This window comes from Hartmannibacter diazotrophicus, assembly GCF_900231165.1.
Classification (GTDB): domain Bacteria; phylum Pseudomonadota; class Alphaproteobacteria; order Rhizobiales; family Pleomorphomonadaceae; genus Hartmannibacter; species Hartmannibacter diazotrophicus.
Genome location: NZ_LT960614.1, coordinates 451,588 through 473,889, shown reverse-complemented (window position 1 = coordinate 473,889; position 22,302 = coordinate 451,588). Strand labels below are relative to the sequence as shown.

16 protein-coding genes are annotated in these 22,302 nt (G+C 64.2%); 12 read left to right on the top strand and 4 right to left on the bottom strand.

The genetic code is table 11. The annotated features are described in order from the left end of the window. The 4 genes from HDIA_RS02165 to HDIA_RS02150 all read right to left on the bottom strand — a co-directional run bounded on the left by HDIA_RS02165 (position 1) and on the right by HDIA_RS02150 (position 6,380). Positions 1-237: a hypothetical protein gene (locus HDIA_RS02165; RefSeq protein ID WP_099553940.1), complete on the bottom strand. Its 237-nt coding sequence runs from the start codon at positions 235-237 to the stop codon at positions 1-3. A 270-nt stretch (positions 238-507) separates the two neighbouring features. Beyond that, on the bottom strand, positions 508-2,226 hold the full coding sequence (locus tag HDIA_RS02160; protein ID WP_099553938.1) for a hypothetical protein: 1,719 nt from the start codon (positions 2,224-2,226) through the stop codon (positions 508-510). Further along, positions 2,223-3,521, bottom strand: a complete 1,299-nt coding sequence (locus HDIA_RS02155; protein ID WP_342748079.1) for an HD domain-containing phosphohydrolase — start codon at positions 3,519-3,521, stop codon at positions 2,223-2,225. The genes HDIA_RS02160 and HDIA_RS02155 overlap by 4 nt, the downstream gene beginning before the upstream one ends. A gap of 591 nt (positions 3,522-4,112) precedes the next feature. Continuing rightward, on the bottom strand, positions 4,113-6,380 hold the full coding sequence (locus tag HDIA_RS02150; RefSeq protein WP_162292598.1) for a GGDEF and EAL domain-containing protein: 2,268 nt from the start codon (positions 6,378-6,380) through the stop codon (positions 4,113-4,115). A 754-nt stretch (positions 6,381-7,134) separates the two neighbouring features. Here HDIA_RS02150 and HDIA_RS02145 point away from each other — a divergent pair. The 12 genes from HDIA_RS02145 (at position 7,135) to HDIA_RS02090 (ending at position 22,298) form a co-directional block, all read left to right on the top strand. After that, positions 7,135-8,961, top strand: coding sequence for an NADH-ubiquinone oxidoreductase-F iron-sulfur binding region domain-containing protein (locus HDIA_RS02145; RefSeq protein ID WP_099553931.1), 1,827 nt, complete (start codon positions 7,135-7,137; stop codon positions 8,959-8,961). Continuing rightward, positions 8,958-9,674 (top strand): 2Fe-2S iron-sulfur cluster-binding protein, encoded by a 717-nt coding sequence (locus HDIA_RS02140; RefSeq protein ID WP_099553930.1) that lies wholly within the window; start codon positions 8,958-8,960, stop codon positions 9,672-9,674. Before HDIA_RS02145 ends, HDIA_RS02140 begins: the two co-directional genes overlap by 4 nt. Then, complete coding sequence (locus HDIA_RS02135; RefSeq protein WP_245884124.1) at positions 9,671-10,234, top strand: NADH-quinone oxidoreductase subunit B family protein; 564 nt, start codon at positions 9,671-9,673, stop codon at positions 10,232-10,234. Before HDIA_RS02140 ends, HDIA_RS02135 begins: the two co-directional genes overlap by 4 nt. Before the next feature lie 19 nt (positions 10,235-10,253). Further along, the gene (locus HDIA_RS02130) at positions 10,254-11,705 is read left to right on the top strand and encodes a Ni/Fe hydrogenase subunit alpha (protein ID WP_099553928.1); all 1,452 of its coding nucleotides are present in this window, start codon (positions 10,254-10,256) and stop codon (positions 11,703-11,705) included. Next, positions 11,702-12,178 carry a hydrogenase maturation protease gene (locus HDIA_RS02125; RefSeq protein WP_099553926.1) on the top strand — a complete coding sequence of 159 codons (477 nt, stop codon included), beginning with the start codon at positions 11,702-11,704 and terminating at the stop codon, positions 12,176-12,178. Before HDIA_RS02130 ends, HDIA_RS02125 begins: the two co-directional genes overlap by 4 nt. Next, complete coding sequence (locus tag HDIA_RS02120) at positions 12,175-12,567, top strand: response regulator (protein WP_099553924.1); 393 nt, start codon at positions 12,175-12,177, stop codon at positions 12,565-12,567. The genes HDIA_RS02125 and HDIA_RS02120 overlap by 4 nt, the downstream gene beginning before the upstream one ends. Before the next feature lie 348 nt (positions 12,568-12,915). Continuing rightward, positions 12,916-14,265: a sensor histidine kinase gene (locus tag HDIA_RS02115; protein WP_099553922.1), complete on the top strand. Its 1,350-nt coding sequence runs from the start codon at positions 12,916-12,918 to the stop codon at positions 14,263-14,265. Continuing rightward, positions 14,262-15,272, top strand: coding sequence for an NADH-quinone oxidoreductase subunit B family protein (locus tag HDIA_RS02110; protein WP_099553920.1), 1,011 nt, complete (start codon positions 14,262-14,264; stop codon positions 15,270-15,272). Before HDIA_RS02115 ends, HDIA_RS02110 begins: the two co-directional genes overlap by 4 nt. Continuing rightward, the gene (locus tag HDIA_RS02105; RefSeq protein ID WP_099553918.1) at positions 15,269-16,720 is read left to right on the top strand and encodes a nickel-dependent hydrogenase large subunit; all 1,452 of its coding nucleotides are present in this window, start codon (positions 15,269-15,271) and stop codon (positions 16,718-16,720) included. Before HDIA_RS02110 ends, HDIA_RS02105 begins: the two co-directional genes overlap by 4 nt. Before the next feature lie 100 nt (positions 16,721-16,820). Next, a complete protein-coding gene (gene hypF, locus HDIA_RS02100) occupies positions 16,821-19,154 on the top strand; it encodes a carbamoyltransferase HypF (RefSeq protein ID WP_099553916.1) in 2,334 nt (777 codons plus the stop codon). Between the two features lie 217 nt (positions 19,155-19,371). Beyond that, positions 19,372-20,487, top strand: a complete 1,116-nt coding sequence (locus tag HDIA_RS02095; RefSeq protein WP_099553914.1) for a hydrogenase small subunit — start codon at positions 19,372-19,374, stop codon at positions 20,485-20,487. Continuing rightward, positions 20,487-22,298 carry a nickel-dependent hydrogenase large subunit gene (locus tag HDIA_RS02090; RefSeq protein ID WP_197708086.1) on the top strand — a complete coding sequence of 604 codons (1,812 nt, stop codon included), beginning with the start codon at positions 20,487-20,489 and terminating at the stop codon, positions 22,296-22,298. Before HDIA_RS02095 ends, HDIA_RS02090 begins: the two co-directional genes overlap by 1 nt. The last annotated feature ends 4 nt before the right edge of the window (positions 22,299-22,302 follow it).

Genomic DNA, 22,302 nt, shown 5'->3' with positions numbered 1-22,302 from the left:
TTACTCCTGGTGCAGCCAAAACTTCGCGTCCTGAGGACGCATGTCGGTGAGAAAGCCGCCGCGCTCGAGCACGGCATGAAGCGGGCCGTCGGCGGCCTTCGACAGCGAGAGAGACCCGCCCGCCATTTCCGCCTTGAGGCGCGCCGCCTCCACGAGCTGGACGAAGCTGACGTCCGGCATCGCGGCATCGGGCAGGACAAGGACGAAGTCCCCACTCTCGGCCATGGCATCGAGCATAGCAGCATGAACCTCTGCAATTCCGCGAATGGACAGATCGCGCGGAAGATCAATAGATCTTCTATTCTTCTCATCTTGCCGCATTTTCATTCCTCAATACCATCTAATGTTGATGATAATTCACAACAATACTTAAAATATCTATAATGGTATTATGTATTTCAGTCTTTTCTTCCCAAATATCTACTTCCAACCGCATCAGTCGGATGCTGCCGTTACGCTGCCTCCAGGCGCGGTCGCGAGCCGGGTCCGCTGGCCTTGCGTCGCCGGCTAGAACAGCGCGTCCTCGAACAGATCCTCGTCGTCGGCGATCGCTGCCCCTTCCGCGGCGGGCGCGGGCGCGGCCGAATGAACGGGGATGAACTTCTGATGAACGTCGCGCTCCGCGGCCATGGTGTAGAGAGCGAAAAGCTGATCGGAGAAGGCCTCCAGACGCTCGTCCGCCAGCGCGGCGGCCTTGTCGGCCATGCCCCCTTGCGACGCCAGCAGCGACGTGCATTCCGTGAGGGTCTGACCGAGGCCCTTCTGGAAATCGATCCCGCCAGCGATCTCGCCGATCGTCGAAGCCGCCGCGCCGCCCTGACGCGTCAGATCGGCCAGGAGGGCATCCATCCTGCCGTTCACCTCGCGCAGAAGCCCCATCACGTCGTCCAGCCGGCCTGTGAGCGCGCCCTGTTCCTCGCCTTCGGCCATTCGCAGGTCGGACGTCGCCGTTTCCAGGCTGGAAATTTGCCCAAGGACATCATCGACGTGGCCGCCCAGCTTCTCCGCGACAAGGCCCATCTCGGTCGCGATGACGCCGACGGACCGCCCCTTCGGCCCGAGACGGTAGCTGCGCAGGTAGGCATTGATGGCCAGGCATCGGATGTCGTCGCGCACGTTACGCAGATTGCCGATCGAGCCGATGTTGCTCAGCAGGTCGGAAACGGTCTCGATCGTCTCGAGGCAGGCTTCCCGTGCGCGGGCGCGGGAGTCCTCGATGTCACGCACGAAGTGCCGCGCGACGCGAACCGCCGCCTCCGCCTCGGCGATGCCGTCGGTGCCGGTGGAGGGTCCGCCCGCCATGCCGTGCAAGGCCAGGATCGACTGAGCCTCCCCGGCGAAGCCGTGGATGATCCCGACGATGTCCCTGGTCTGGCACTGAAAGTCATCGGTCAGGGCCTCGACCTGGGCATGCAGCAATTGCAGGGCCAGCGTTTCGAATGCATCGGGCCTGGCGCCGGGTCGGCGCCGCGCCATCTGCCGCACCAGATCGACACCGGCTTCGACATGCTCGATCCGCTGCCGGGTGACATCACCAATCTGCAGCGCGGACAGAACCTTGGCGACCCGCGTCCGCACGCCTTCGGCCAACCGGCAGACGGTGGCTGCCACGTCATCGAGTTCATCCCGCCGCGCGGCGATGGCCTCGGCCGCCGATGTCAGCGCTTCCGCGACATCCGGAATCTTGTTGCCATAGGCCGCCGTGACCTTGCCGCCATTGGCGCAGGCCTCGGCGAGCCGTCCGTTGAACCCGCTCACCTTTTCGGAGAAGCGGGCCACCTGATGTGCCGCATCTCCGACATAGGACGAGATGTCGTCGGCAAAACTGGTGAGCTCATCCATCCCGGCGCCGGTGATCCGCGTCGCCATCGCGCATGTCTTCAGATAGCCGAGCGCCTTGTTCATCTGCTGGATCAGCGGTTCGCTTGCCTGACCTTCTTTCAGAACGCGGGCCAGCGTTTCCTGGCGCATGCGCTCCGTCTCGGCCAGTGCGCTCAGTTCCTGCACGGTCTGCCGCAATCCCTCGGGCGTCCGTGCAATCGCGCCCGCTTCCAGCGCCCCGGTGATTTCGCCGATGGTGCGGATCAGTGTGTCCACGATGTCATGCGTGGACATGAGCGCGGTGCCGCCGTCGATGAAGCGCTCCTCGATTCCGGCGCGGGCGTGCTGAAGGCGGTTCGCAATCTCGTCGAGATCCGAAAACGCCGAAGTCGCGACAGCACTCAATTCCGCTCTCCCTGATCCATGAATGCAGGCGACCAACGCCCTGTCTGCCGCCGTTCACCGACGATGCGGAGGGTCCTCGCGCCGTGCACCCAGCCGCCCTCGACCACCGAAGGCTCGCTCCTGTCGTCAGCGGCCTCTTTCCCATGCATGATGGCGACGATTTCCGGCCACCTCTGGCGGAACACCGCAACGCAGTCCGGGTCGAACTGGGTGCCGCTGCAGGCGATGATTTCCGCATAGGCCTTCGGAAGGGACCAGGCCGCCTTGTAGGGCCGCTCCGAACAGAGCGCGTCGAAGACGTCGGCCACCGCGACGATCCGCGCCACGAGCGGAATGTCCTGCCCCTTGAGCCCCGCCGGGTAGCCAGTGCCGTCCCATCGCTCGTGATGACCGCCCGCGATGGCAGCCGCGATCCGAAGCAACTCGGAGGTTCCGTCTTCCAGAAGCCGAACGCCGATTTCGACATGCTGGCGCATATGCGCCATTTCTTCAGGCGTCAGGCGACCGGGCTTGCAGAGAACCTTGTCCGAGATCCCGATCTTGCCGACATCGTGCAGAGGGGTCGCCAGATAGATCATCCGGCAGTGCGCTTCGTCGTACCCAAGCCCGGCGGCCAGAAGGCTGGCAATCGAGGCCACGCGAGACACATGCTGTCCGGTGCCGCCGTCGCGGGTCTCGATGGCCCGCGCCAGGCGCCAGATGATCTCTTCCTCCCGGGCAACGATCTCGGCCGTCGCCAGCTCGACCGCCTGCTCCAGATGCAGCGCATGGCTGGCAAGTTCGAGTTGAGCGCGCCGCAGCGAGGCAAAATTGGAGACCCGGGCCTGCAGTTCCACCGGGTCGAAAGGCTTGTTGAGGAAGTCGTTGACGCCCGCCTTGATCGCCTCGAGCCGGATGTCGCTGCTCGTCGACGATGTGATCATGACGATCGGAACCGTTTCATGACCGGGCAACTCGCGCAGCCGCCTGGTCAAGCCGATCCCGTCCAGTTCCGGCATCGCGTAATCCAGCAGCACGATATCGCAGGGTGTCCGGCTGCAGAGAGCATAGGCGTCGATCGGGCTGACACAACTTTCGATCGTCATGCCCGGCAGTTCGCCCAATACGCTCAACGTCGCAGCCAGTGCCGCCTTGCTGTCGTCGACAACAAGAACACGTAACGGTTGACCGCCACCAGCCGTGCCTTGGGAAACAAACGCCGACATGTCATCAAACTCCACACCGACAACTTCGTCACGTATAAATACGTATCGGCCGTAGACGTTATACGTGCAGCGAGCCGTAGATTTCAGCATGAAGCTGAAGGTCGGCGCCTTAAGATGACCTTAATTTTGACGCTAACAGATTCTTTTTTCGACATATTCTCAGCGAGCACGCCGCAGATCGACTCACAACCCACCAATCAAAACATTGCTTCATCTTGCAAGAACCAAAGTTCCCAACGTGGCTACTTCCGTTCGACTCAATTCAATTCGATACTTTTTCCTTAACGGCGAATCTTCGCGTTTCAAACTTGAAATATATAATCAATAACAAACTGCTCTAACCGGTGGTTGCTCTCCCGTCCCCATCTGCGAAGAACAAGGATTCCGACCTGCAACCGAAGATTTTCATGGGAACCTTACAAGTATCGGCGTCGGTGTCCTTGTCCCGCGCAATTTTCGTGATTGTTTCCACTCGGACGCTCTCGTGACGCATCGATGCCCCGCCACGGCCAATATTGCAGGGCGGATGATCGTGAGACGAGGATGCAAAGTCAGGACGACCGGCTTGTTTGGGGTGTCATGACGAAGCGGCCGAATATTGATTCGACGCTGGACACTGATTCGACGGCAAACCGGAAGCCGACGAACCATCTTCGTCAATTTTCTTGCGGCACGCCCCGCCTAGCCGGCGAACGAGACGACCGGCTCGGCACCGAAGCCGACCGGCGGCATCCTTGTGTCCGACTGCCGGGGCCAGCGGATGATATCCGCGATCTTGGCCGCCTGAACGGGGCGCGAGACCAGATAGCCCTGAATGTCATGGCACCCGGCTTCCCGCAGGAACTCCGCCTGAGCGATCGTTTCCACGCCTTCCGCGATGACCTTGAGATTGAGTTTCTGCGCCATCGAGATGACGGCGGAGGTGATCGCTGCGTCGCTCTCGTCATTCGGCAGCTCGGCAATGAAGGATCGGTCGATCTTCAGCCTGGACACCGGGAAGCTCTTCAGTGCGCTGAGGCTGGAATAGCCCGTGCCGAAGTCGTCGATCGCGATCGTCACGCCGAGATCGGCCAGTTCACGCATGGTCTCCACCGCACGGGTCAAGTCCTGCATGATCATGCTTTCGGTGATCTCGATCTCGAGACGCCGGGGATCAAGTCCGCAGCCCAACAGGATGCTGCGGACGACATTCACGAAATAGGGCTCGCGGAACTGGCGGGCCGAGACGTTGACCGAGACGGCCATGGCAGGCAGCCCTTCGTCCTGCCAGGCGCGATTTTGCCGGCAGGCTTCTTCGATCACCCACTTCCCGATCTCGTTGATCAGTCCCGTTTCCTCGGCCAGCGGAATGAAGAGCCCCGGCGGCAACAGCCCCTTCTTGGGGTGCTGCCAGCGCACGAGAGCCTCGACCGCGAAGATCCGGCCCGATCGCAGATCGGCCTGGGGCTGGAAGAAGAGCCGCAGTTCATTGCGCTCGACCGCCAATCGCAGATCTTCCTGCATCGAAAGGCGATCCCCGGTCCTGACGGCCATCGAGGCGGAAAACCGCTGGCAATTGTCGCGGCCGAAATTCTTTGCCCGGTAGAGCGCCGTGTCGGCATGGGAAAGGAGCGTTTCGGAATTGTTCGCATCGGTCGGAAATGCCGCCGCGCCAATGCTGCAGGTCACGGAAAAGTCCGCGCCTCCAGCAGAAACGGGCTGACGGAGGGCCACATGAATCGACTGCAGCGTCTTCCAGGCATCGGCGCACTCCGGATCGCGATCCTCCAGAATGACCAGAAACTCGTCTCCCCCCATGCGAAAGACCGCGCCATGGGGCGCCAGGGCATCGCTCAGACGCCTTGCGACAGCCCGAAGAGCCTCGTCGCCAGCGCCATGGCCAAGACTGTCGTTGACCGTCTTGAAATGGTCCACGTCGACATAGGCCGCCAGCACGCCCCCGCCCGAAACCCGGGCCTTCTCGACGGCGGTTTCGATCCGCTCCTTCAATCCCGCCCGATTGGGCAGACCGGTGAGCGAGTCGTGCAACGCGATGAAATGGATGCGCTCCTCGGTGTATTTCTTGCCAAGCGCGATGCCGGCGAGATGCGAGGCGATGTCCATCAGTTCCAGCGCCCACGCGTCCGGCAGCCCCGCGCGGTCCGAATAAAGCGCGAATGTGCCGAGCACCTCACCCTCGGGGGAAAGTACCGGCGTCGACCAGCAGGAGCGGAAGCCGAAAGGTTCCGCGAGCTCGCGATAGTCTTTCCAGAGCGGGTCGACGCGTATGTCATCGACGAGAACGCGCTCGCCGCTCCAGGCGGCCGTTCCGCAGGAGCCGACGCCCGGGCCGATCTCGGCGCCGTCGATCAGCGCGCTCCAGGCCTCCGGGAGGCGGATGGAAACACCGCGACGCAGCCGCTTGCCGGTCTTGTCGAGAAACAACAGCGACGCCATGACGTTGGGCAACTGGTCCTCAATCAGCCTTACAAGCTTCTCCAGGATCCGGTCGACCGGCTCGCCGAGGGCAATCATCTCCAGGAGGCCCGCCTGGCCTTGCTGCAGTTCCTCGGCCCGCTTGCGCTCCGTGATATTTCGGCAAATGCCAACGAGGCCTATGACATCGCCGGACGGGGCATGCAGGGGAATCTTGGTCGTCAGCAGCCAGTTCGTCCGACCATTGTCATCGACAAAGCTCTCCTCGAAATTGAACTTCGGCAGGCCAGCCTCCATGATGGCCTGCTCCTGCTCGTAGTAGCCTTTGGCGACCGACGGCTCATGGAAGTCGAAGTCCGTCTTTCCGAGGATTTCATCGACAGACTTGAACGGCGTTCCGCCCAAAAGAGAGGGGTTGGCGGCCAGGAAACGGCTCTGCCGGTCCTTGACGAAGAGATAGTCCGGGGAGGCCTCGAAAATCTCCTTCATCCAGACATCGGAGGAGATCTCGTTGAGATTGTGCGTGCCAACCAAGACCCCTTCACCCTGAACGGATCTCAAGGCAGCGACCAAACGATCGACGTCTTCATCCCTCGCGCTGTTCTGTTCCTTCAGCGGACGATTGCCCGACTTGCCAATCCCCAACACGCTTGCCCTCGCCATCTCAGGCCTCTTGGAAAGTATTTCCGACACGGCGGAATTGTATCGAGGATAACGCAACTGCCGTTAATCAATCATTCCGATCAACATGCCGTTTGCGAGTAATTTTTCGCTAGAGACCAGAGATCTCCTTAAAGATCGAACATAAAATCCCCAACACACCAAGATCTCATTTACCATTAACTCCCCGTCGGGCAGCAAGACCCGGCCCGTTTCTGCTCTGACCGCCGGCGTTGCATACGCACCCCATGCAATCAAGCAAAAGATGCAAGTCTTTGTAGAAAATACGAAATCATCCGGCCAGCCGGCCCCTGCCAGGAGCAAGTCAGCCGTTGCGGCCAACCGCCCGAGGATCGATGCGGATACGCTCAGGGCACGTCCCGAATTCCGCATCCCGGGATTTCGTGAGCCGAGAGAGACATGCCGGGATTTCGCCAGGCCCGATTTGCCTGCGCCCGGCAAGCCCTTGTTGCCCGTATAATTTCTTCCTCCCCGAGTGGTTCTACGGTTCTCCCGACAGGTCTTCCGCGTTAGGCTGACTTTGGCGCTGCGGTTCCGATTTGAGGAGATGGGATCCGGGCGGCGATCCAGCCAAGTCGACACGGGCAAGAGGGAAGGGTCATCGGACATGGCAACCGATCTTGATATTCCCACGGTTGTCGCCGCGGCCGTCCGTGCCGTCAACGCCGACCGCACGCGGCTGATGGATGTGGTCCAGTCCGTCCAGAAGACGCTCGGCCATGTGCCTAAGGAGGCGGTCAAGGCAATCGCCGCCGGGCTCGGCATCCACCGCGTCGACGTCGAGGACATGATGTCCTTCTACAGCTTCCTCAACCGGGAGCCGAAGGGCCGTTTTCACATCCGCCTGTCGCGGACCCCAATCTCGATGATCAAGGACGCGCAGGCAGTCGCCGAGGCATTTGCGGCCGCGACCGGCGCACCAGTCGGCGGCACGTCCAGGGACGGGCAGTTCACGCTGGAATGGACCAGCGATATCGGCATGGCCGATCAGGAGCCCTCGGCGCTCATCAACGGCACCGTCTTCACCCATCTCGTTGCCTCCGATGCCCGCAAGATCGTCTCAGCGTTGAAGAAGGTCACGGACGAGAACAGCCTGCCCCTTTTTCCCGGCGCCGATGCCGCCAGCGCAGACCTTGCGAAGGCCAAGGTCGAGACGTTTCTGGAACAGGCCGGTCCTGTTGTCTTTCAGACCGGCGCCGAGCCGGGCGCGGGCCTCAAGGCCGCCCTTGCGCGAACGCCAGAGGAGGTGATCCAGGAGATCACCCGCGCAAGGCTGCGCGGGCGCGGCGGGGCGGGCTTTCCGACCGGCCTCAAATGGAAGCTTTGCCGGCAATCGATCAGCGAAGCGCATCACGTCGTCTGCAATGCCGACGAGGGCGAGCCCGGCACCTTCAAGGACCGGGTGCTGCTCGCCGAAATGCCCGATGTCGTCTTCGACGGCATGACGATTGCCGCCCATGCGCTCGGGGCGCGCCACGGCCTTGTCTACCTGCGCGGCGAATACGCCTATCTCTGGCCTCATCTCCAGAGCGTCCTGGACAAGCGGCGGCAGCGCAACCTTCTCGGCAAGGACGTCTGCGGCCGGAAGGGCTTCGATTTCGACATCCGCATCCAGCTCGGTGCCGGCGCCTATGTCTGCGGCGAGGAATCCTCCCTGATCGAATCGCTGGAGGGAAAGCGCGGCGCCCCGCGCGACCGTCCTCCCTTCCCGACCGACCGGGGCTACCTGCACCAGCCGACCGCCGTCGACAATGTCGAGACCTTCGTCTGCGCCGCTCGCATCCTGGACAAGGGGGCAGACTGGTTTGCCGGCTATGGAACACGAGAGTCCGCGGGTACCAAGCTCCTCAGCGTTTCCGGCGACTGCCCTCGTCCGGGCGTCTACGAGGTGCCCTTCGGCACGACGGTCAATGCCTTGCTCGATCTCGTCGGCGCTCCGGACGCCGCCTATGTGCAGGTCGGCGGCCCTTCGGGGCTAGCCGTTGCGCCGAAGGACTTCGGACGCCAGATCGCCTTTGAGGATCTGTCGACCGGCGGCTCGATCATGATCTTCAATGCGGGCCGCGATGTCCTCTACATTGCCAGCCAATTCGCCGAATTCTTCGCCGAGGAATCCTGCGGCTGGTGCACGCCCTGCCGGGTCGGCACCACGCTGATGAAGAAGAGCCTCGACAAACTGCTGGATAACCGGGCGACGCTCGCCGACATCGAGGCGCTGGAGTCGCTCGCCGGCACGGTGATGCGGATGAGCCGCTGCGGTCTCGGGCAGACCGCGCCGAACCCGATCCTGTCAACGATGCGCAACTTTCCCGAAGCCTACGAGGCGCGGCTGAGGCCGGAGCCTTTCCTGCCCCGCGTGACGCTGGAGGAGGCGCTTCGCGAGGCCGTCGCGGTGCAGGGCCGCGAATCCGTCGAGGAGGGGCAGAGCGCATGAGCGAGGAGACGTTCACCTTCACCGTCGACGGGTTCGAGGTGGAGGCAACGCCAGGTCAGACGATCATCCAGGCCTGCGATGCCGCCGGCATCTACATTCCCCGGCTTTGCCATCACCCGGATCTGGAGCCGGCCGGCCATTGCCGGGTCTGCACCTGCAAGATCGACGGGCGGCGCAGCAGCGCCTGCACCATGCCGGCGACAAGCGGCATGGTGGTGGAAAGCGATATCCCCGAACTCAACGAGGACCGCCGGGTGCTCATCGAGATGCTCTTCGTGGAGGGGAACCACTTCTGCCCCTCCTGCGAGAAGAGCGGGGATTGCGAGCTTCAGGCGCTCGGCTACCGTCTCGGCATGACGGGGCCAACCCTGCCCTATCTCTGGCCGGACCGGGACCTCGACGCCACCCACCCCGACATCTTCATCGACCGCAACCGTTGCATCCTCTGTTCGCGCTGCATCCGCGCCTCGCGCCTCGTCGACGGAAAGTCGGTCTTCGGCTTCGATGGCCGGGGTATTCACCTCAGCCTCAACATCGACGCCGACCATCTGGACGAAACCACGCTGGAGGCAGCGGACAAGGGCGCGCAGGTGTGCCCGGTCGGCTGCATCGTGATCAAGCGCACCGGCTACCATGTGCCCTATGGCGAGCGGGCCTTTGACAGGAAGCCGATCGGCAGCGAGATCGAAGCGCACAAGAGGCGACGCAGATGAGTGCCAAGGACCAGCCCCGGGCCAAGCCGAAGCTTGCCACCTGCTCGCTCGCCGGTTGCTTCGGCTGCCACATGTCGCTTCTCGACATCGACGAACGCATCGTCGAGCTGGTTGAACTCGTCGACCTCGACAAGTCGCCGCTCGACGACAAGAAGGCCTTCGACGGCATGGTCGACATCGGGCTCGTGGAAGGCGGCTGCGCCAACGAGCACAATGTGCATGTGCTGCGCGATTTTCGCGCGCATTGCCGCATCCTCGTCTCGGTCGGCGCCTGCGCCATTACCGGCGGCATCCCGGCGATGCGCAATCTCGTCAGCCTCAGGGAATGCCTGGAAGAGGCCTATCTCAACGGCCCGACCGTGGAGGATGGCGGCATGATCCCGAACGACGAGGACCTGCCGCTGCTGCTCGACCGGGTCTATCCGTCGCACGAGTTCGTCAAGATCGACTACCTGTTGCCGGGCTGCCCGCCCTCGGCCGACGCGATTTGGGCGGCGCTGAAGGCGCTTTTGACCGGCCACGAGCCGAAGCTGCCCTACGGCCTTCTGAAATACGAATGAGCGCTGCCCGCGGAGAGAGATGATGGACGTCGAAACGACCCAGAGCCCCCGCAAGATCGTGATCGATCCGGTCACACGCGTGGAAGGCCACGGCAAGGTCACCATCCGCCTCAACGAGGCCGGTGAGGTGGACGAGGCGCGCTTCCACATCGTCGAGTTCCGCGGCTTCGAACGCTTCATCAGAGGGAGGATGTATTGGGAGGTGCCGCTGATCATCCAGCGGCTTTGCGGCATCTGTCCGGTCAGCCATCACCTTGCCGCCGCTAAGGCGATGGACATGGTGGTGGGTGCCGACACGCTGACGCCGACGGCCGACAAGATGCGCCGGCTGATGCACCACGGGCAGGTGTTGCAGTCCAATGCCCTGCATATCTTCCATCTCGCCTCGCCGGACCTCCTCTTCGGCTTCGATGCGCCGCCCGAGCAGCGCAACATTCTCGCCGTGCTCAACCGGTTTCCCGAGATCGGCAAATGGGCCATCTTCATCCGCAAGTTCGGGCAGGAGGTGATCAAGGCGACGGGCGGGCGCAAGATCCACCCGACAAGCGCGGTTCCGGGCGGCATCAACCACAACCTGTCGATCGACGACCGGGATGCGCTGCTGAAGGACGTCGACCGGATCACCGAGTGGTGCTGCGCGGCGCTGGAGCGCTACAAGGCCTTCGCCGAGGCGAATCTGGAGCTTCACCAGAATTTCGCCCGCATGACGTCGGGCTTCGTCAGCCTCGTCGGACAGAACGGGGTCATGGATCTTTACGACGGCAAGCTGCGCGCCATCGATGCGGAGGGCTGGGCCATCTTCGATGGGGTCGATCCCACCGACTACCGGGAGAAATTTACAGAAGAGGTCCGCTCCTGGACCTACCTGAAATTTCCTCACCTGCGCGGGCTCGACCGCGACAAGAGCTGGTACCGGGTCGGCCCGCTGGCGCAGGTCAATTGCTGCGCCTATATCGACACGCCGCTCGCCGAGGCCGCCCGGCGCGAGTTCATCGCCGAGCATGGCGGCAGCCCGGTTCATGCGACGCTCGCCTATCACTGGGCGCGGCTCATCTGCCTCATCCACTGCGCGGAAAAGATCAAGGAACTGCTCCTCGACGACGACCTGCAGGGCACCGACCTGATGGTCACCGGCGAGCGGCGCGGCGAGGGCATCGCCTGCATCGAAGCGCCGCGCGGCACGCTCATCCACCACTATACGGTCGACGAGCATGACCAGGTGACGAGCGCCAATCTGATCGTCTCGACCACCCACAACAACGAGGCGATGAACCGGGCCGTGAAGGAGGTCGCGATGACCGACCTTTCCGGCAAGGAGATCACCGAAGGGCTGCTCAATCATATTGAGGTCGCGATCCGGGCCTTCGACCCCTGTCTTTCCTGCGCCACCCATGCGCTCGGCCAGATGCCGCTGATCGTGACCCTCGAAGCGGCGGACGGAACCGCCATTGCCGAACGGGTGAGGCAATGACGGGCACCGGTCCTTCACCTCAAGCGCGGCATCTGGTGATTGGCTATGGTAATCCCGGCCGGCAGGACGACGGGCTGGGTCCGGCGGCCGCCAGGGCCATCGAGGCGCTCGGCTGGCCGCATGTGACGACGCTCGACAATTACCAGCTCACGCTGGAAGACACTCTGGAGATCGTCAATCACGACGTCGTCTGGTTCGTCGACGCCACCATCGACGGCGATGAGCCCTGCCGGATCGAGCCGCTGGAACCGGCCTTCGATATCACCTTTACCAGCCACCTCCTGAAGCCTGAGGCGCTGATCGCCATCGCCGAGCAGCAGTTCGGCAAGCGACCGGCAGCCTTTCTCGTCGGCATTCGCGGCTATGCGTTCGAGTTCGCCGAGGGCCTGACGGAGCGGGCGGAAGAGAATCTCACCGCCGCCGTGGCGCTTCTCAGCTGCCGGATCGGCCAGCCCATGAGGATCGCGTCATGAACATCGGTCTTGGCGACAAGCGGCGCATGATCCTTCTCGTCGACGCCGACGCCCACGCAAGGGCGGTGATGCGCAACGCGCTGGAAGCGGCCGGCTTTTCCGTCGGCGAAGCGGTGAATGCCCGCGAGGGCGAGCGAACCCTCAATCGCATCCGGCCCGACGCGATCCTCGCCGACCTTATGATCGAGTCGATCGAGGCCGACGGCGGCCTCACCGATACGCTCGCGAAGGCCGGCAGCGAAATCCCGATCTATGTGGTCAGCAACGCCGCCGACGCGCTCGTCGGCGCGGTCGGTCTGCAGGAACTCGGCGTTTCCGGCGTCTTCGTCAAGCCGGCCGATCCGGCAATCGTCGTCCAGACGCTGAAGACGCGCCTCGGCGTGACCTGAGGTCGGCAGGAAGGTGGCAGGCCGTAAAGTGATCGATCTGCTTCAGCAGACAGCGGATCGGTGCGGCATCGACGTCCACCCCAAGCCGAGCAGCGACTCTCCACCCGTCCATCGTCATTCCCGCGAAAGCGGGAACCCAGCACACGACAGGGATGGTCGCTGCCTTTTGGGGGGTATCGGCAATCCTGCTTCTCCCAGCGCGCCGAAAGAGAGCTTTCCCTTGTGGATCGCTGGGTTCCCGCTTTCGCGGGAATGACGGTGGAGAGGTTTGAGGGTGTGGCAAAGGCGTTGGCGGCATCCGTTGCGACCGCAATGGAAAAAGCCCAGCCGATTGCGTAGGATCGGCGCATGATCGAACGGACAAGTCTCGAACCGTCACTGCTGATGGAATCCGCCTGGATGGACGTCATCCAGAAGATGGACGAGACCTATGCCGATCTTCTGGCCTATCAGGTCGAGCTGGAGAAGAAGAACGCCGACCTAGAATCCATGCGCCAGTTCATGGATTCCGTCCTCGGCGCGATGACCGACATCCTGATCGTCTGCGACCAGACGGGGCGCGTCCTCCAGATCAACCGGGCGGTTGAACTTCAGCTCGGCCGCGACCAGGCGACGGTCGAAGGCTCGGCGATCCAGGACCTTTTCACGGGCGCCAGCGCCGCGCCGCTGCAGGACATGCTGAAGCTTGCCGCCAAGCGCAAGACGGTCGGCGCACGCGAGCTTTGCCTTGCCGGCCTCAACGGCGACATTCCCATCGAGGTGCATGCGGCGCCGCGGCTCGATGCGCGCGGACGCGTCGTCGGCGTGGTCCTGATCGGGCGGCCGGTCGGCGAGGTCAAGCGCGCCTATGCCAGCCTCAATGACGCGCACGAGCAGCTCAAGGCCGCGCAGGCGCAGCTTGTCCATTCGGAGAAGATGGCCTCGCTCGGCCGTCTCGTTTCCGGCGTCGCGCATGAACTCAACAACCCGATCAGCTTCGTCTACGGCAACGCCCACGCGCTGGAGCGCTATGTCGGCCGGCTGGAGGCCTATTTCCAGAAGGTCTGGTCCGGCGCGCCGCGCGAGGAACTGATCGAGCTGCGCGAGGATCTCAACGTCGACCGCGCGGTGAGCCGCATGCGCGAGGCGATCTCGGGGGCCCTCGAAGGTGCCGAGCGGGTCCGCGACATCGTGGAATCGCTGCGCCGTTTTTCCGCCGACGGACGTGGCCAGAGCGAGCGTTTCGATCTTGTCCAGGCGGTCCAGACGGCGATCGGCTGGGTCATCAAGGGCCGCGACCGGCATTTCACGCTTCATGCCGACGTGCCCGAGCGGCTGGAGATCACCGGGCGCAGCGGCCATATCCAGCAGGTGGTGATGAACATCGTGCAGAACGCCTGCGACAGCATCGAGGGGCAGGCTGAGCAAGTGGTCTCGGTGACGATCCGGCAGGATGGCGAGGATGCCGTCATCACCATCGCCGACAACGGGCCCGGCATTGCCGAGGAAGCGCGCACGAAGCTGTTCGAGCCCTTCTTCACGACGAAGCCGGTCGGCAAGGGCACCGGGCTCGGGCTTTCGATCAGCTACAAGATCATCGAGGAGCACGGCGGCCATCTCAGCGCCGGCAACGGCGAGGATGGCGGCGCCGTCTTCACGATCCGCCTGCCGCTGTCCGGCCCCCAATCGGCCCCTGCCGGCGAGGACATCCCGACATGACGCGGCGCAAGACCACCCTGCTCTGGCTGCAATCGGCCGGCTGCGGCGGCTGCACCATGTCGATGATGTGCGCCGAGAACCCCGGCCTCTTCGAGACCTTCGAGGACTTCGGCGTCGAGTTGCTCTGGCATCCGACCCTGAGCGAAGCGAGCGCCGACGAGGTCAAGTACCTGATCGACGAGATTGCGAGCGGCACCCGCGAACTCGACATCCTCTGCTTCGAGGGCTCCGTCGTGCGCGGCCCGAACGGCACCGGGCGCTATCACATGCTCGCCGGCACCGGTCGTTCCATGCTGGACTGGACCAAGCTCCTCGCCGCGAAGGCCCGCCATGTGGTCGCGGTCGGCACCTGCGCGGCCTATGGCGGCATCACGTCGGCGGGCGACAACCCGTCGGATGCCTGCGGATTGCAATATGACGGCTTCCTGGAGGGCGGCGCGCTCGGCGGTGCCTTCCGCTCCGGCTCCGGACTGCCGGTGATCAACATTGCCGGCTGCCCGACCCATCCGGGCTGGGTGACGGAAGCCCTGATGCTGCTTGCCGAGGACAGTCTCCACGCCGCCGATCTCGACCGGCTCGGCCGGCCGCGTTTTTATGCCGACCATCTCGTGCACCACGGCTGCTCGCGCAACGAGTTCTACGAATTCAAGGCAAGCGCCGAGGCCCTTTCCGAGCTTGGCTGCATGATGGAGCATCTCGGCTGCCTCGGTACGCAGGCGCATGCGGACTGCAACATCCGGCCGTGGAACGGCGAAGGCTCCTGCACCAGCGGCGGCTACCCTTGCATCAACTGCACGGCGCCGGAGTTCGAGGAGCCCGGGCGCGTCTTCACCGAGACGCCGAAATTCGGCGGCGTGCCGATCGGCCTTCCGACCGACATGCCGAAGGCCTGGTTCATCGCGCTCGCCTCGCTGTCGAAGGCGGCAACGCCGGAGCGCCTGCGCGTCAACGCCCGCGCCGACCACATCGTCCAGCCGCCCGCCGTCAAGGACACGACGCGGAAATGAACGACGCCCCGAGACGCATCATCGCCGGGCCATTCAACCGGGTCGAGGGCGACCTCGAAATCCGCCTCGACATCGAGGACGGCAAGGTCGTTGCGGCGGAAGCGAACTCGCCGCTCTTTCGCGGTTTCGAGCGCATCCTGGAAGGCAAGGATCCGCGCGATGCGATGACCGTCGTGCCGCGCATCTGCGGCATCTGCTCCATCTCGCAGTCGGTGGCCGCCGCCCGCGCACTGGCGGCCGCCTCGGGCGTCAGCGCGCCGCGCAACGGGGAACTCGCGAGCGCCGTCATCCATGCGGCGGAGAATATCGCGGACCACCTCACCCATTTCCACGTCTTCTTCATGGCCGATTTCGCCCGTCCCATCTACGAGGGACGCGCCTGGCACGCGGAGACGGTTCGCCTCTTCAAAGCCGAGCGCGGCGAGGCCGTTCGCTCGGCGATGCGGGCTCGCGCCGAGCTCTTCCACATCATGGGGCTGCTCGCGGGAAAATGGCCGCATACGCTGTCGATCCAGCCGGGCGGCACCACCCGCGCCCCGGATGCCCGCGACCGCATCCGCCTCATTGCCATCGTCCGCCGGTTCCGCCAGTGGCTGGAGGAGCATCTTTTCGGCGACAGCCTCGAGACCGTTGCCGCGCTCGCCAGCGCGGGTGACCTTGAGGCATGGCAGAAGGCCGGCGAAAAGGGATTTCTGGGGCTCTTCCTGACAATCGCGGACGATCTGGGACTTGCCGACCTTGGCAAGGGCCCCGCGCGGTTCCTCTCCTTCGGCGCCTATCCGCTCGACGGCGGCCACCTTCTTGGCCCCGGCGCGGTCGAGGACGGACGACGCCAGGAGCTCGACACCGCAAGGATCGCCGAAGATCTCTCCCACAGCTGGATGCTGGGCGAAACGCTGCACCCCTCCCGCGGCAAGACCGTTCCCGACGAGGACATGGCTTCGGGCTATTCCTGGTGCAAAGCGCCGCGCCTGTCGGGGCGAACCATGGAGGTCGGCGCCCTTGCGCGGCAGGTCGTCGACGGCAGGCCGCTGGCGAGCGACCTTCTCACCGCTGGCCGGGGCAATGTCCGGGCGCGCGTCGTCGCCCGGCTTGTCGAGATCGCGCTCACGACGCTGGCGCTGGAAGGCTGGATCCGGGCGATGGCGCCGGGAGAGCCTTTCATTGCGCGCATGCACCTGCCCGACACGGCCGAGGCCGAGGGGCTGACCGAAGCGGCGCGCGGGTCGCTCGGCCACTGGCTCAGGATCGAGAAGGGCCGCATCGGCTCCTACCAGATCATCGCCCCGACGACCTGGAATTTCTCGCCGCGCGATGTGCGCGGCGCGCCCGGACCTGTGGAAGAAGCCCTTGCCGGCGCACCCGTCCTGCCGGGCGAGATAACGCCGGTCTCCGTGCAGCATATCGTGCGCTCCTTTGACCCGTGCATGGTCTGCACGGTGCACTGAAACGGGATGGCGTCGCGATGTTCCATGATCCCGTTTCAGCTTCTTCTTGCCGCATGATCTTGTCGCAAAACCGGGTCCCACTTTTGCGGATCATCCGCTGATGCAAACCGAAGAAATCCGCGTTCGCGGCCTTGTGCAGGGCGTCGGTTTCCGGCCCTTCGTCTGGCAACTCGCCGCCCGGTTCGGAATCCGGGGCGAGGTGCTGAATGACGGCGAAGGCGTCCTCATCCGTGCGACCGGAGACCAGCTCGACGACTTCTGCCGGGCGATCCTCGAAGAAGCGCCGCCGCTTGCCCGCATCCGGTCGCTGGACCGTCGTGCGATCGATCTCGACGTGTCGCCCTCCGGTTTTTCCATCGTCGAAACGAAGGGCGGAACGAAGCGGACGGGAGTGACGCCGGACGCGCAGGTTTGCTCGGCCTGCCGGGCGGAGATCGCCGAACCCGCCGAGCGACGACATGGTTACGCCTTCACCAACTGCACCCATTGCGGTCCGCGATTTTCCATCGTCGATGCGATTCCCTACGACCGCATGGCAACACGCATGCGCGCCTTTATCATGTGTGACGCATGCAAAACTGAATATGAAAACCCCGCCGACCGGCGCTTCCATGCTCAGCCCATCGCCTGCCCCACCTGCGGGCCGAAACTGACCTTTCTCGACCGGCAGGGAGCCCCTGTCGACGGCGATCCGCTGACGCTCGCCGCCGAAACGATTGCAGCGGGCGGCATCCTCGCCCTCAAGGGGCTCGGCGGCTTTCACCTTGCCTGCGATGCCACGAACGAGGCGGCGGTCACAGACCTTCGCCGCCGCAAGCGGAGGCCTGACAAGCCTTTCGCGCTGATGGGGCTCGATCTCGACATGATCGGCCGCCATTGTCATCTCACGCCCGCCCATGCGGCGCTGCTTTCCGAGCCTGCCGGACCGATTGTGCTCATGGACAGCCGCGCGGGCGGCGACGCACTCGCACCGAGCCTTGCCCCGCGACTCTCCGTCCTCGGCTGGATGCTGCCGACGACGCCGCTGCACCAGTTTCTCTGCGCCGCGCTGGCTCGCCCGCTCGTCATGACCAGTGGCAATCTTTCCGGCGAACCGCAGGTGATCGGCAACGACGAGGCATTGGAAAAGCTTTCCTCCTTCGCCGACGCCTTTCTCCTGCATGACCGCGACATTGCGCGCCTGCTGGACGACTCGGTGACGGCTGTGGTCGGCGGCGATCTCAGGGTGCTGCGCCGCGCACGCGGCTATGCGCCCGCGCCGCTCGAACTGCCGCCGGGATTTGCCGATGCGCCGCCGCTGCTCGCGCTTGGCGGCGAACTCAAGTCGGCGATCTGCCAGATTTCCGACGGCGAGGCGCTTCTTTCGCATCACATCGGCGATCTGGAAGACGCGCTTTCCTACAGCGAATTCGAAAAGGCGATCGAGGATTACGCCCGGCTCTTCGGCCACCGACCCGAAATCATCGCCTGCGACCTTCATCCCGGCTACCGCTCGACGGCGAAGGCGCAGGAGATCGCGGCCAAGGCCGGTCTCCCCCTCCTCCAGGTTCAGCATCACCACGCGCATGTCGCTTCGGCGATGGCGGAAAACGGTTGGCCGCTCGACGGTGCTCCGGTCCTCGGCATCGCGCTCGACGGCACCGGCTACGGCCTGGATGGCACGGTCTGGGGCGGAGAACTCCTGCTTTCGACCTATCGCGATGTCACGCGCCTTGGCAGCCTGAAGCCAGTTCCCCTCCCGGGCGGGTCGGCCGCCGTGCAGGAACCGTGGCGCAATCTTCTCGCACAGCTTACTTCGGCCTTCGGCCGCGATGCCCTGCCGCTTCCGGAAGGAAGCGATCTTCAGGAACGCCTCGCCTCGAAGCCCGTCGCAACACTGCTCGGCATGATGGAGAAGGGTCTCAACTCGCCGATGACATCGTCCGCCGGGCGGCTGTTCGATGCCGTCGGCGCGGCACTCGGCCTTGCCTTCGACCGCGTCAGCTTCGAGGGACAGGCGGCGATGGAACTGGAAAGCCTTGCAAGGCTGGCGGTCCAGCCATCCGACACCGAGGCGTCCGATGCCCATGGGTATCCGTTCGCCCTGCTCTCCGAGGACGATCTTGCCAGGATTGACCCGGCGCCGATGTGGCGGGCGCTCCTCACCGATCTCGCGGATGGCGTTCCTTCCGCGACGATTGCCCTGCGCTTTCATCAAGGCTTTGCAACCGCCTGCGCCGATCTGGCGATGGATCTTGCACGCCGTCACGGTGCGGGCGCGATCGCGCTCTCCGGCGGCGTGATGCAGAACGCGTTGCTCATGGAGTTGCTGCTGGACCGTCTCGCCGATTGCGGCCTGCCTGTGCTGACGCAGCGGCAGGTTCCGGCAAACGACGGCGGGCTTGCCTACGGACAGGCCGTGATCGCGGTGGCCCAGGCTCTCGCAGGCGACTGACGCCGCGCCTCGCAGGCATCTCGGCCGATATCTGGAAAGTGCCTTTCCATCGCGGGTAAAGAACCGGAAAGCCGCCTCACCGGAAACGATCCGCTATATGCATTTAAATTCTTGAAATTAAATCAATTTTCTCCATGGCATAAGCTTTGCTGAATTCCCCCGAAGGTGCTGCGCCCAATGCGCGGGGCCCAAGACCAACCGGGGGAGGACGCAGTCCATGCTGCCCATGGAAACATTCTACGACGTCATGCGGCGCCAGGGCGTCACGCGGCGCTCGTTTCTGAAATTCTGCTCGCTGACGGCAACGGCGCTCGGCCTCGGGCCGGCCTATACGTCCACCATCGCCCACGCGATGGAGACGAAGCCGCGCACGCCCGTCCTCTGGGTGCACGGACTTGAATGCACCTGCTGCTCGGAAAGCTTCATCCGCTCGGCCCACCCGCTGGTCAAGGACGTCGTCCTGTCGATGATCTCGCTCGACTATGACGACACGCTGATGGCAGCCGCCGGCCATCAGGCGGAAGCAGCGCTGGAAGACACCATCGAGCGCTACAAGGGCCAGTATATCCTCGCGGTCGAGGGCAATCCGCCGCTCAACGAGGACGGCATGTTCTGCATCATCGGCGGCAAGCCCTTCGTCGAGCAGTTGCGCCATGCCGCCGAGCACGCCAAGGCGATCATCTCCTGGGGCTCCTGCGCCAGCCACGGCTGCGTGCAGGCCGCACGCCCGAACCCGACCCGTGCGACTCCGGTCCACCAGGTCATCACAGACAAGCCGATCATCAAGGTGCCGGGCTGCCCGCCCATCGCCGAGGTGATGACCGGCGTCATCACCTACATGCTGACCTTCGACCGCATCCCGGAACTCGACCGCACCGGCCGGCCGAAGATGTTCTATTCCCAGCGCATCCACGACAAATGCTACCGCCGGCCGCATTTCGACGCCGGCCAGTTCGTCGAGGCCTTCGACGACGAAGCCGCCCGGCGCGGCTACTGCCTCTACAAGATGGGCTGCAAGGGACCCACCACCTACAACGCCTGCTCCACGGTGCGCTGGAACGAGGGCACAAGCTTCCCGATCCAGGCCGGCCACGGCTGCATCGGCTGCTCGGAGGAAGGCTTCTGGGACAAGGGTTCCTGGTACGCCCGTCTCGCCGACATTCACCAGTTCGGCGTCGAGGCCAATGCCGACGAGATCGGCGGCACGGTGGCGGCCGGCGTCGGCGGCGCAATCGCGGTCCATGCGGCCGTCAGCGCGCTCAAGCGGGCCCAGGTGAAAAACGGCAAGGGCAGCCATGACCATGGCGCCCATCAGGACAAGGAGTCCGTCTGATGACCATCCAGACGCCCAACGGCTTCTCGCTCGACACGTCCGGCCGGCGCATCGTCGTCGACCCGGTGACCCGCATCGAAGGTCACATGCGCTGCGAGGTCAACGTCGACGACAACAACGTCATCCGCAACGCGGTCTCCACCGGCACCATGTGGCGCGGCCTCGAAGTGATCCTCAAGGGCCGCGACCCGCGCGACGCCTGGGCCTTCGTGGAGCGTATCTGCGGCGTGTGCACCGGCTGCCACGCACTCACCTCGGTGCGCGCGGTTGAAAACGCTCTCGACATCAAGATCCCGCTCAACGCCCATCTCATCCGCGAGATCATGGCGAAGACGCTGCAGTGGCACGACCACGTCGTCCACTTCTATCACCTGCACGCGCTCGACTGGGTGAACCCGGTCAACGCGCTGAAGGCCGATCCGAAGGCGACCTCGGAACTGCAACAGATGGTCTCGCCGTCGCATCCGATGTCGTCGCCCGGCTATTTCCGCGACATCCAGAACCGGCTGAAGAAATTCGTCGAATCCGGCCAGCTCGGCATCTTCAAGAACGGCTACTGGGACAACCCTGCCTACAAGCTGCCGCCGGAAGGCGACCTGATGGCGGTGGCGCATTATCTGGAGGCGCTCGACTTCCAGAAGGAGATCGTGAAGATCCACACGGTCTTCGGCGGTAAGAACCCACACCCGAACTACATGGTCGGCGGCGTTCCCTGCGCGATCAACATGGACGGCGACCTCGCCGCAGGCGCGCCGATCAACATGGAGCGGCTCAACTTCGTCCACCAGCGGCTGAAGGAAGCCTTCGAGTTCTCCAAGAACGTCTACCTGCCGGACGTGATCGCCATCGCCAGCTTCTACAAGGACTGGCTCTACGGCGGCGGCCTTTCGGCGACCAACGTCATGGACTACGGCGATTATGCCGTGACACCCTATGACAAGTCGACCGACCAGCTGCCGGGCGGCGTCATCCTCAATGGCAACTGGGACGAGGTGCTGCCGATCGATCCGGCCGATCCGGAGCAGGTGCAGGAGTTCGTGCAGCACTCCTGGTACAAGTATCCGGACGAGGCCAAGGGCCTGCATCCCTGGGACGGCATAACCGAGCCGAATTTCGTGCTCGGCGCAGGCCTCAAGGGCACCAGGACCAACATCCAGGAGCTCGATGAGTCGGCGAAATATTCCTGGATCAAGTCGCCGCGCTGGCGCGGCAACGCGGTCGAGGTCGGCCCGCTCGCCCGCTATATCCTCGCCTACGCCCATGGTGTGCCCTTCGTGAAGGATCAGGTCGACACGTCGCTTGCCGCCTTCAACCAGCTGGCCGGCACGTCGCTGACGGCCAAGCAGGCGCTGCCCTCGACCATCGGACGCACGCTCGCCCGGGCCCTTGAGGCGCACTACTGCGCCGCGATGATGCTGGACGACTTCGACCGGCTGATCGCCAACATCAAGGCCGGCGACACGGCGACGGCGAATGTCGCCAAATGGGATCCCTCCACCTGGCCGAAGGAGGCCAAGGGCTTCGGCACGGTCGCCGCACCACGTGGTGGCCTTGGCCACTGGATCCGCATCAAGGACGGCAAGATCGACAACTACCAGTGCGTCGTGCCGACCACCTGGAACGGCAGTCCGCGCGATCCGATGGGCAACATCGGAGCCTTCGAGGCCTCGCTGATGAACACCCCGATGGAGCGGCCGGACGAGCCGGTGGAAATCCTGCGCACGCTGCATTCGTTCGACCCCTGCCTTGCCTGCTCGACCCATGTGATGAGCGAGGACGGACAGGATCTCGCCACCGTCACGGTGCGCTGAGGGA

Excerpts from the sequence above, each read along its gene's own strand:
- HDIA_RS02165 (WP_099553940.1), bottom strand. The coding sequence starts at position 237 with ATGCTCGATGCCATGGCCGAGAGTGGGGACTTCGTCCTTGTCCTGCCC.
- HDIA_RS02155 (WP_342748079.1), bottom strand. The coding sequence starts at position 3,521 with ATGCTGAAATCTACGGCTCGCTGCACGTATAACGTCTACGGCCGATAC.
- HDIA_RS02145 (WP_099553931.1), top strand. The coding sequence starts at position 7,135 with ATGGCAACCGATCTTGATATTCCCACGGTTGTCGCCGCGGCCGTCCGT.
- HDIA_RS02140 (WP_099553930.1), top strand. The coding sequence starts at position 8,958 with ATGAGCGAGGAGACGTTCACCTTCACCGTCGACGGGTTCGAGGTGGAG.
- HDIA_RS02135 (WP_245884124.1), top strand. The coding sequence starts at position 9,671 with ATGAGTGCCAAGGACCAGCCCCGGGCCAAGCCGAAGCTTGCCACCTGC.
- HDIA_RS02130 (WP_099553928.1), top strand. The coding sequence starts at position 10,254 with ATGATGGACGTCGAAACGACCCAGAGCCCCCGCAAGATCGTGATCGAT.
- HDIA_RS02125 (WP_099553926.1), top strand. The coding sequence starts at position 11,702 with ATGACGGGCACCGGTCCTTCACCTCAAGCGCGGCATCTGGTGATTGGC.
- HDIA_RS02120 (WP_099553924.1), top strand. The coding sequence starts at position 12,175 with ATGAACATCGGTCTTGGCGACAAGCGGCGCATGATCCTTCTCGTCGAC.
- HDIA_RS02115 (WP_099553922.1), top strand. The coding sequence starts at position 12,916 with ATGATCGAACGGACAAGTCTCGAACCGTCACTGCTGATGGAATCCGCC.
- HDIA_RS02110 (WP_099553920.1), top strand. The coding sequence starts at position 14,262 with ATGACGCGGCGCAAGACCACCCTGCTCTGGCTGCAATCGGCCGGCTGC.
- HDIA_RS02105 (WP_099553918.1), top strand. The coding sequence starts at position 15,269 with ATGAACGACGCCCCGAGACGCATCATCGCCGGGCCATTCAACCGGGTC.
- hypF (WP_099553916.1), top strand. The coding sequence starts at position 16,821 with ATGCAAACCGAAGAAATCCGCGTTCGCGGCCTTGTGCAGGGCGTCGGT.
- HDIA_RS02095 (WP_099553914.1), top strand. The coding sequence starts at position 19,372 with ATGCTGCCCATGGAAACATTCTACGACGTCATGCGGCGCCAGGGCGTC.
- HDIA_RS02090 (WP_197708086.1), top strand. The coding sequence starts at position 20,487 with ATGACCATCCAGACGCCCAACGGCTTCTCGCTCGACACGTCCGGCCGG.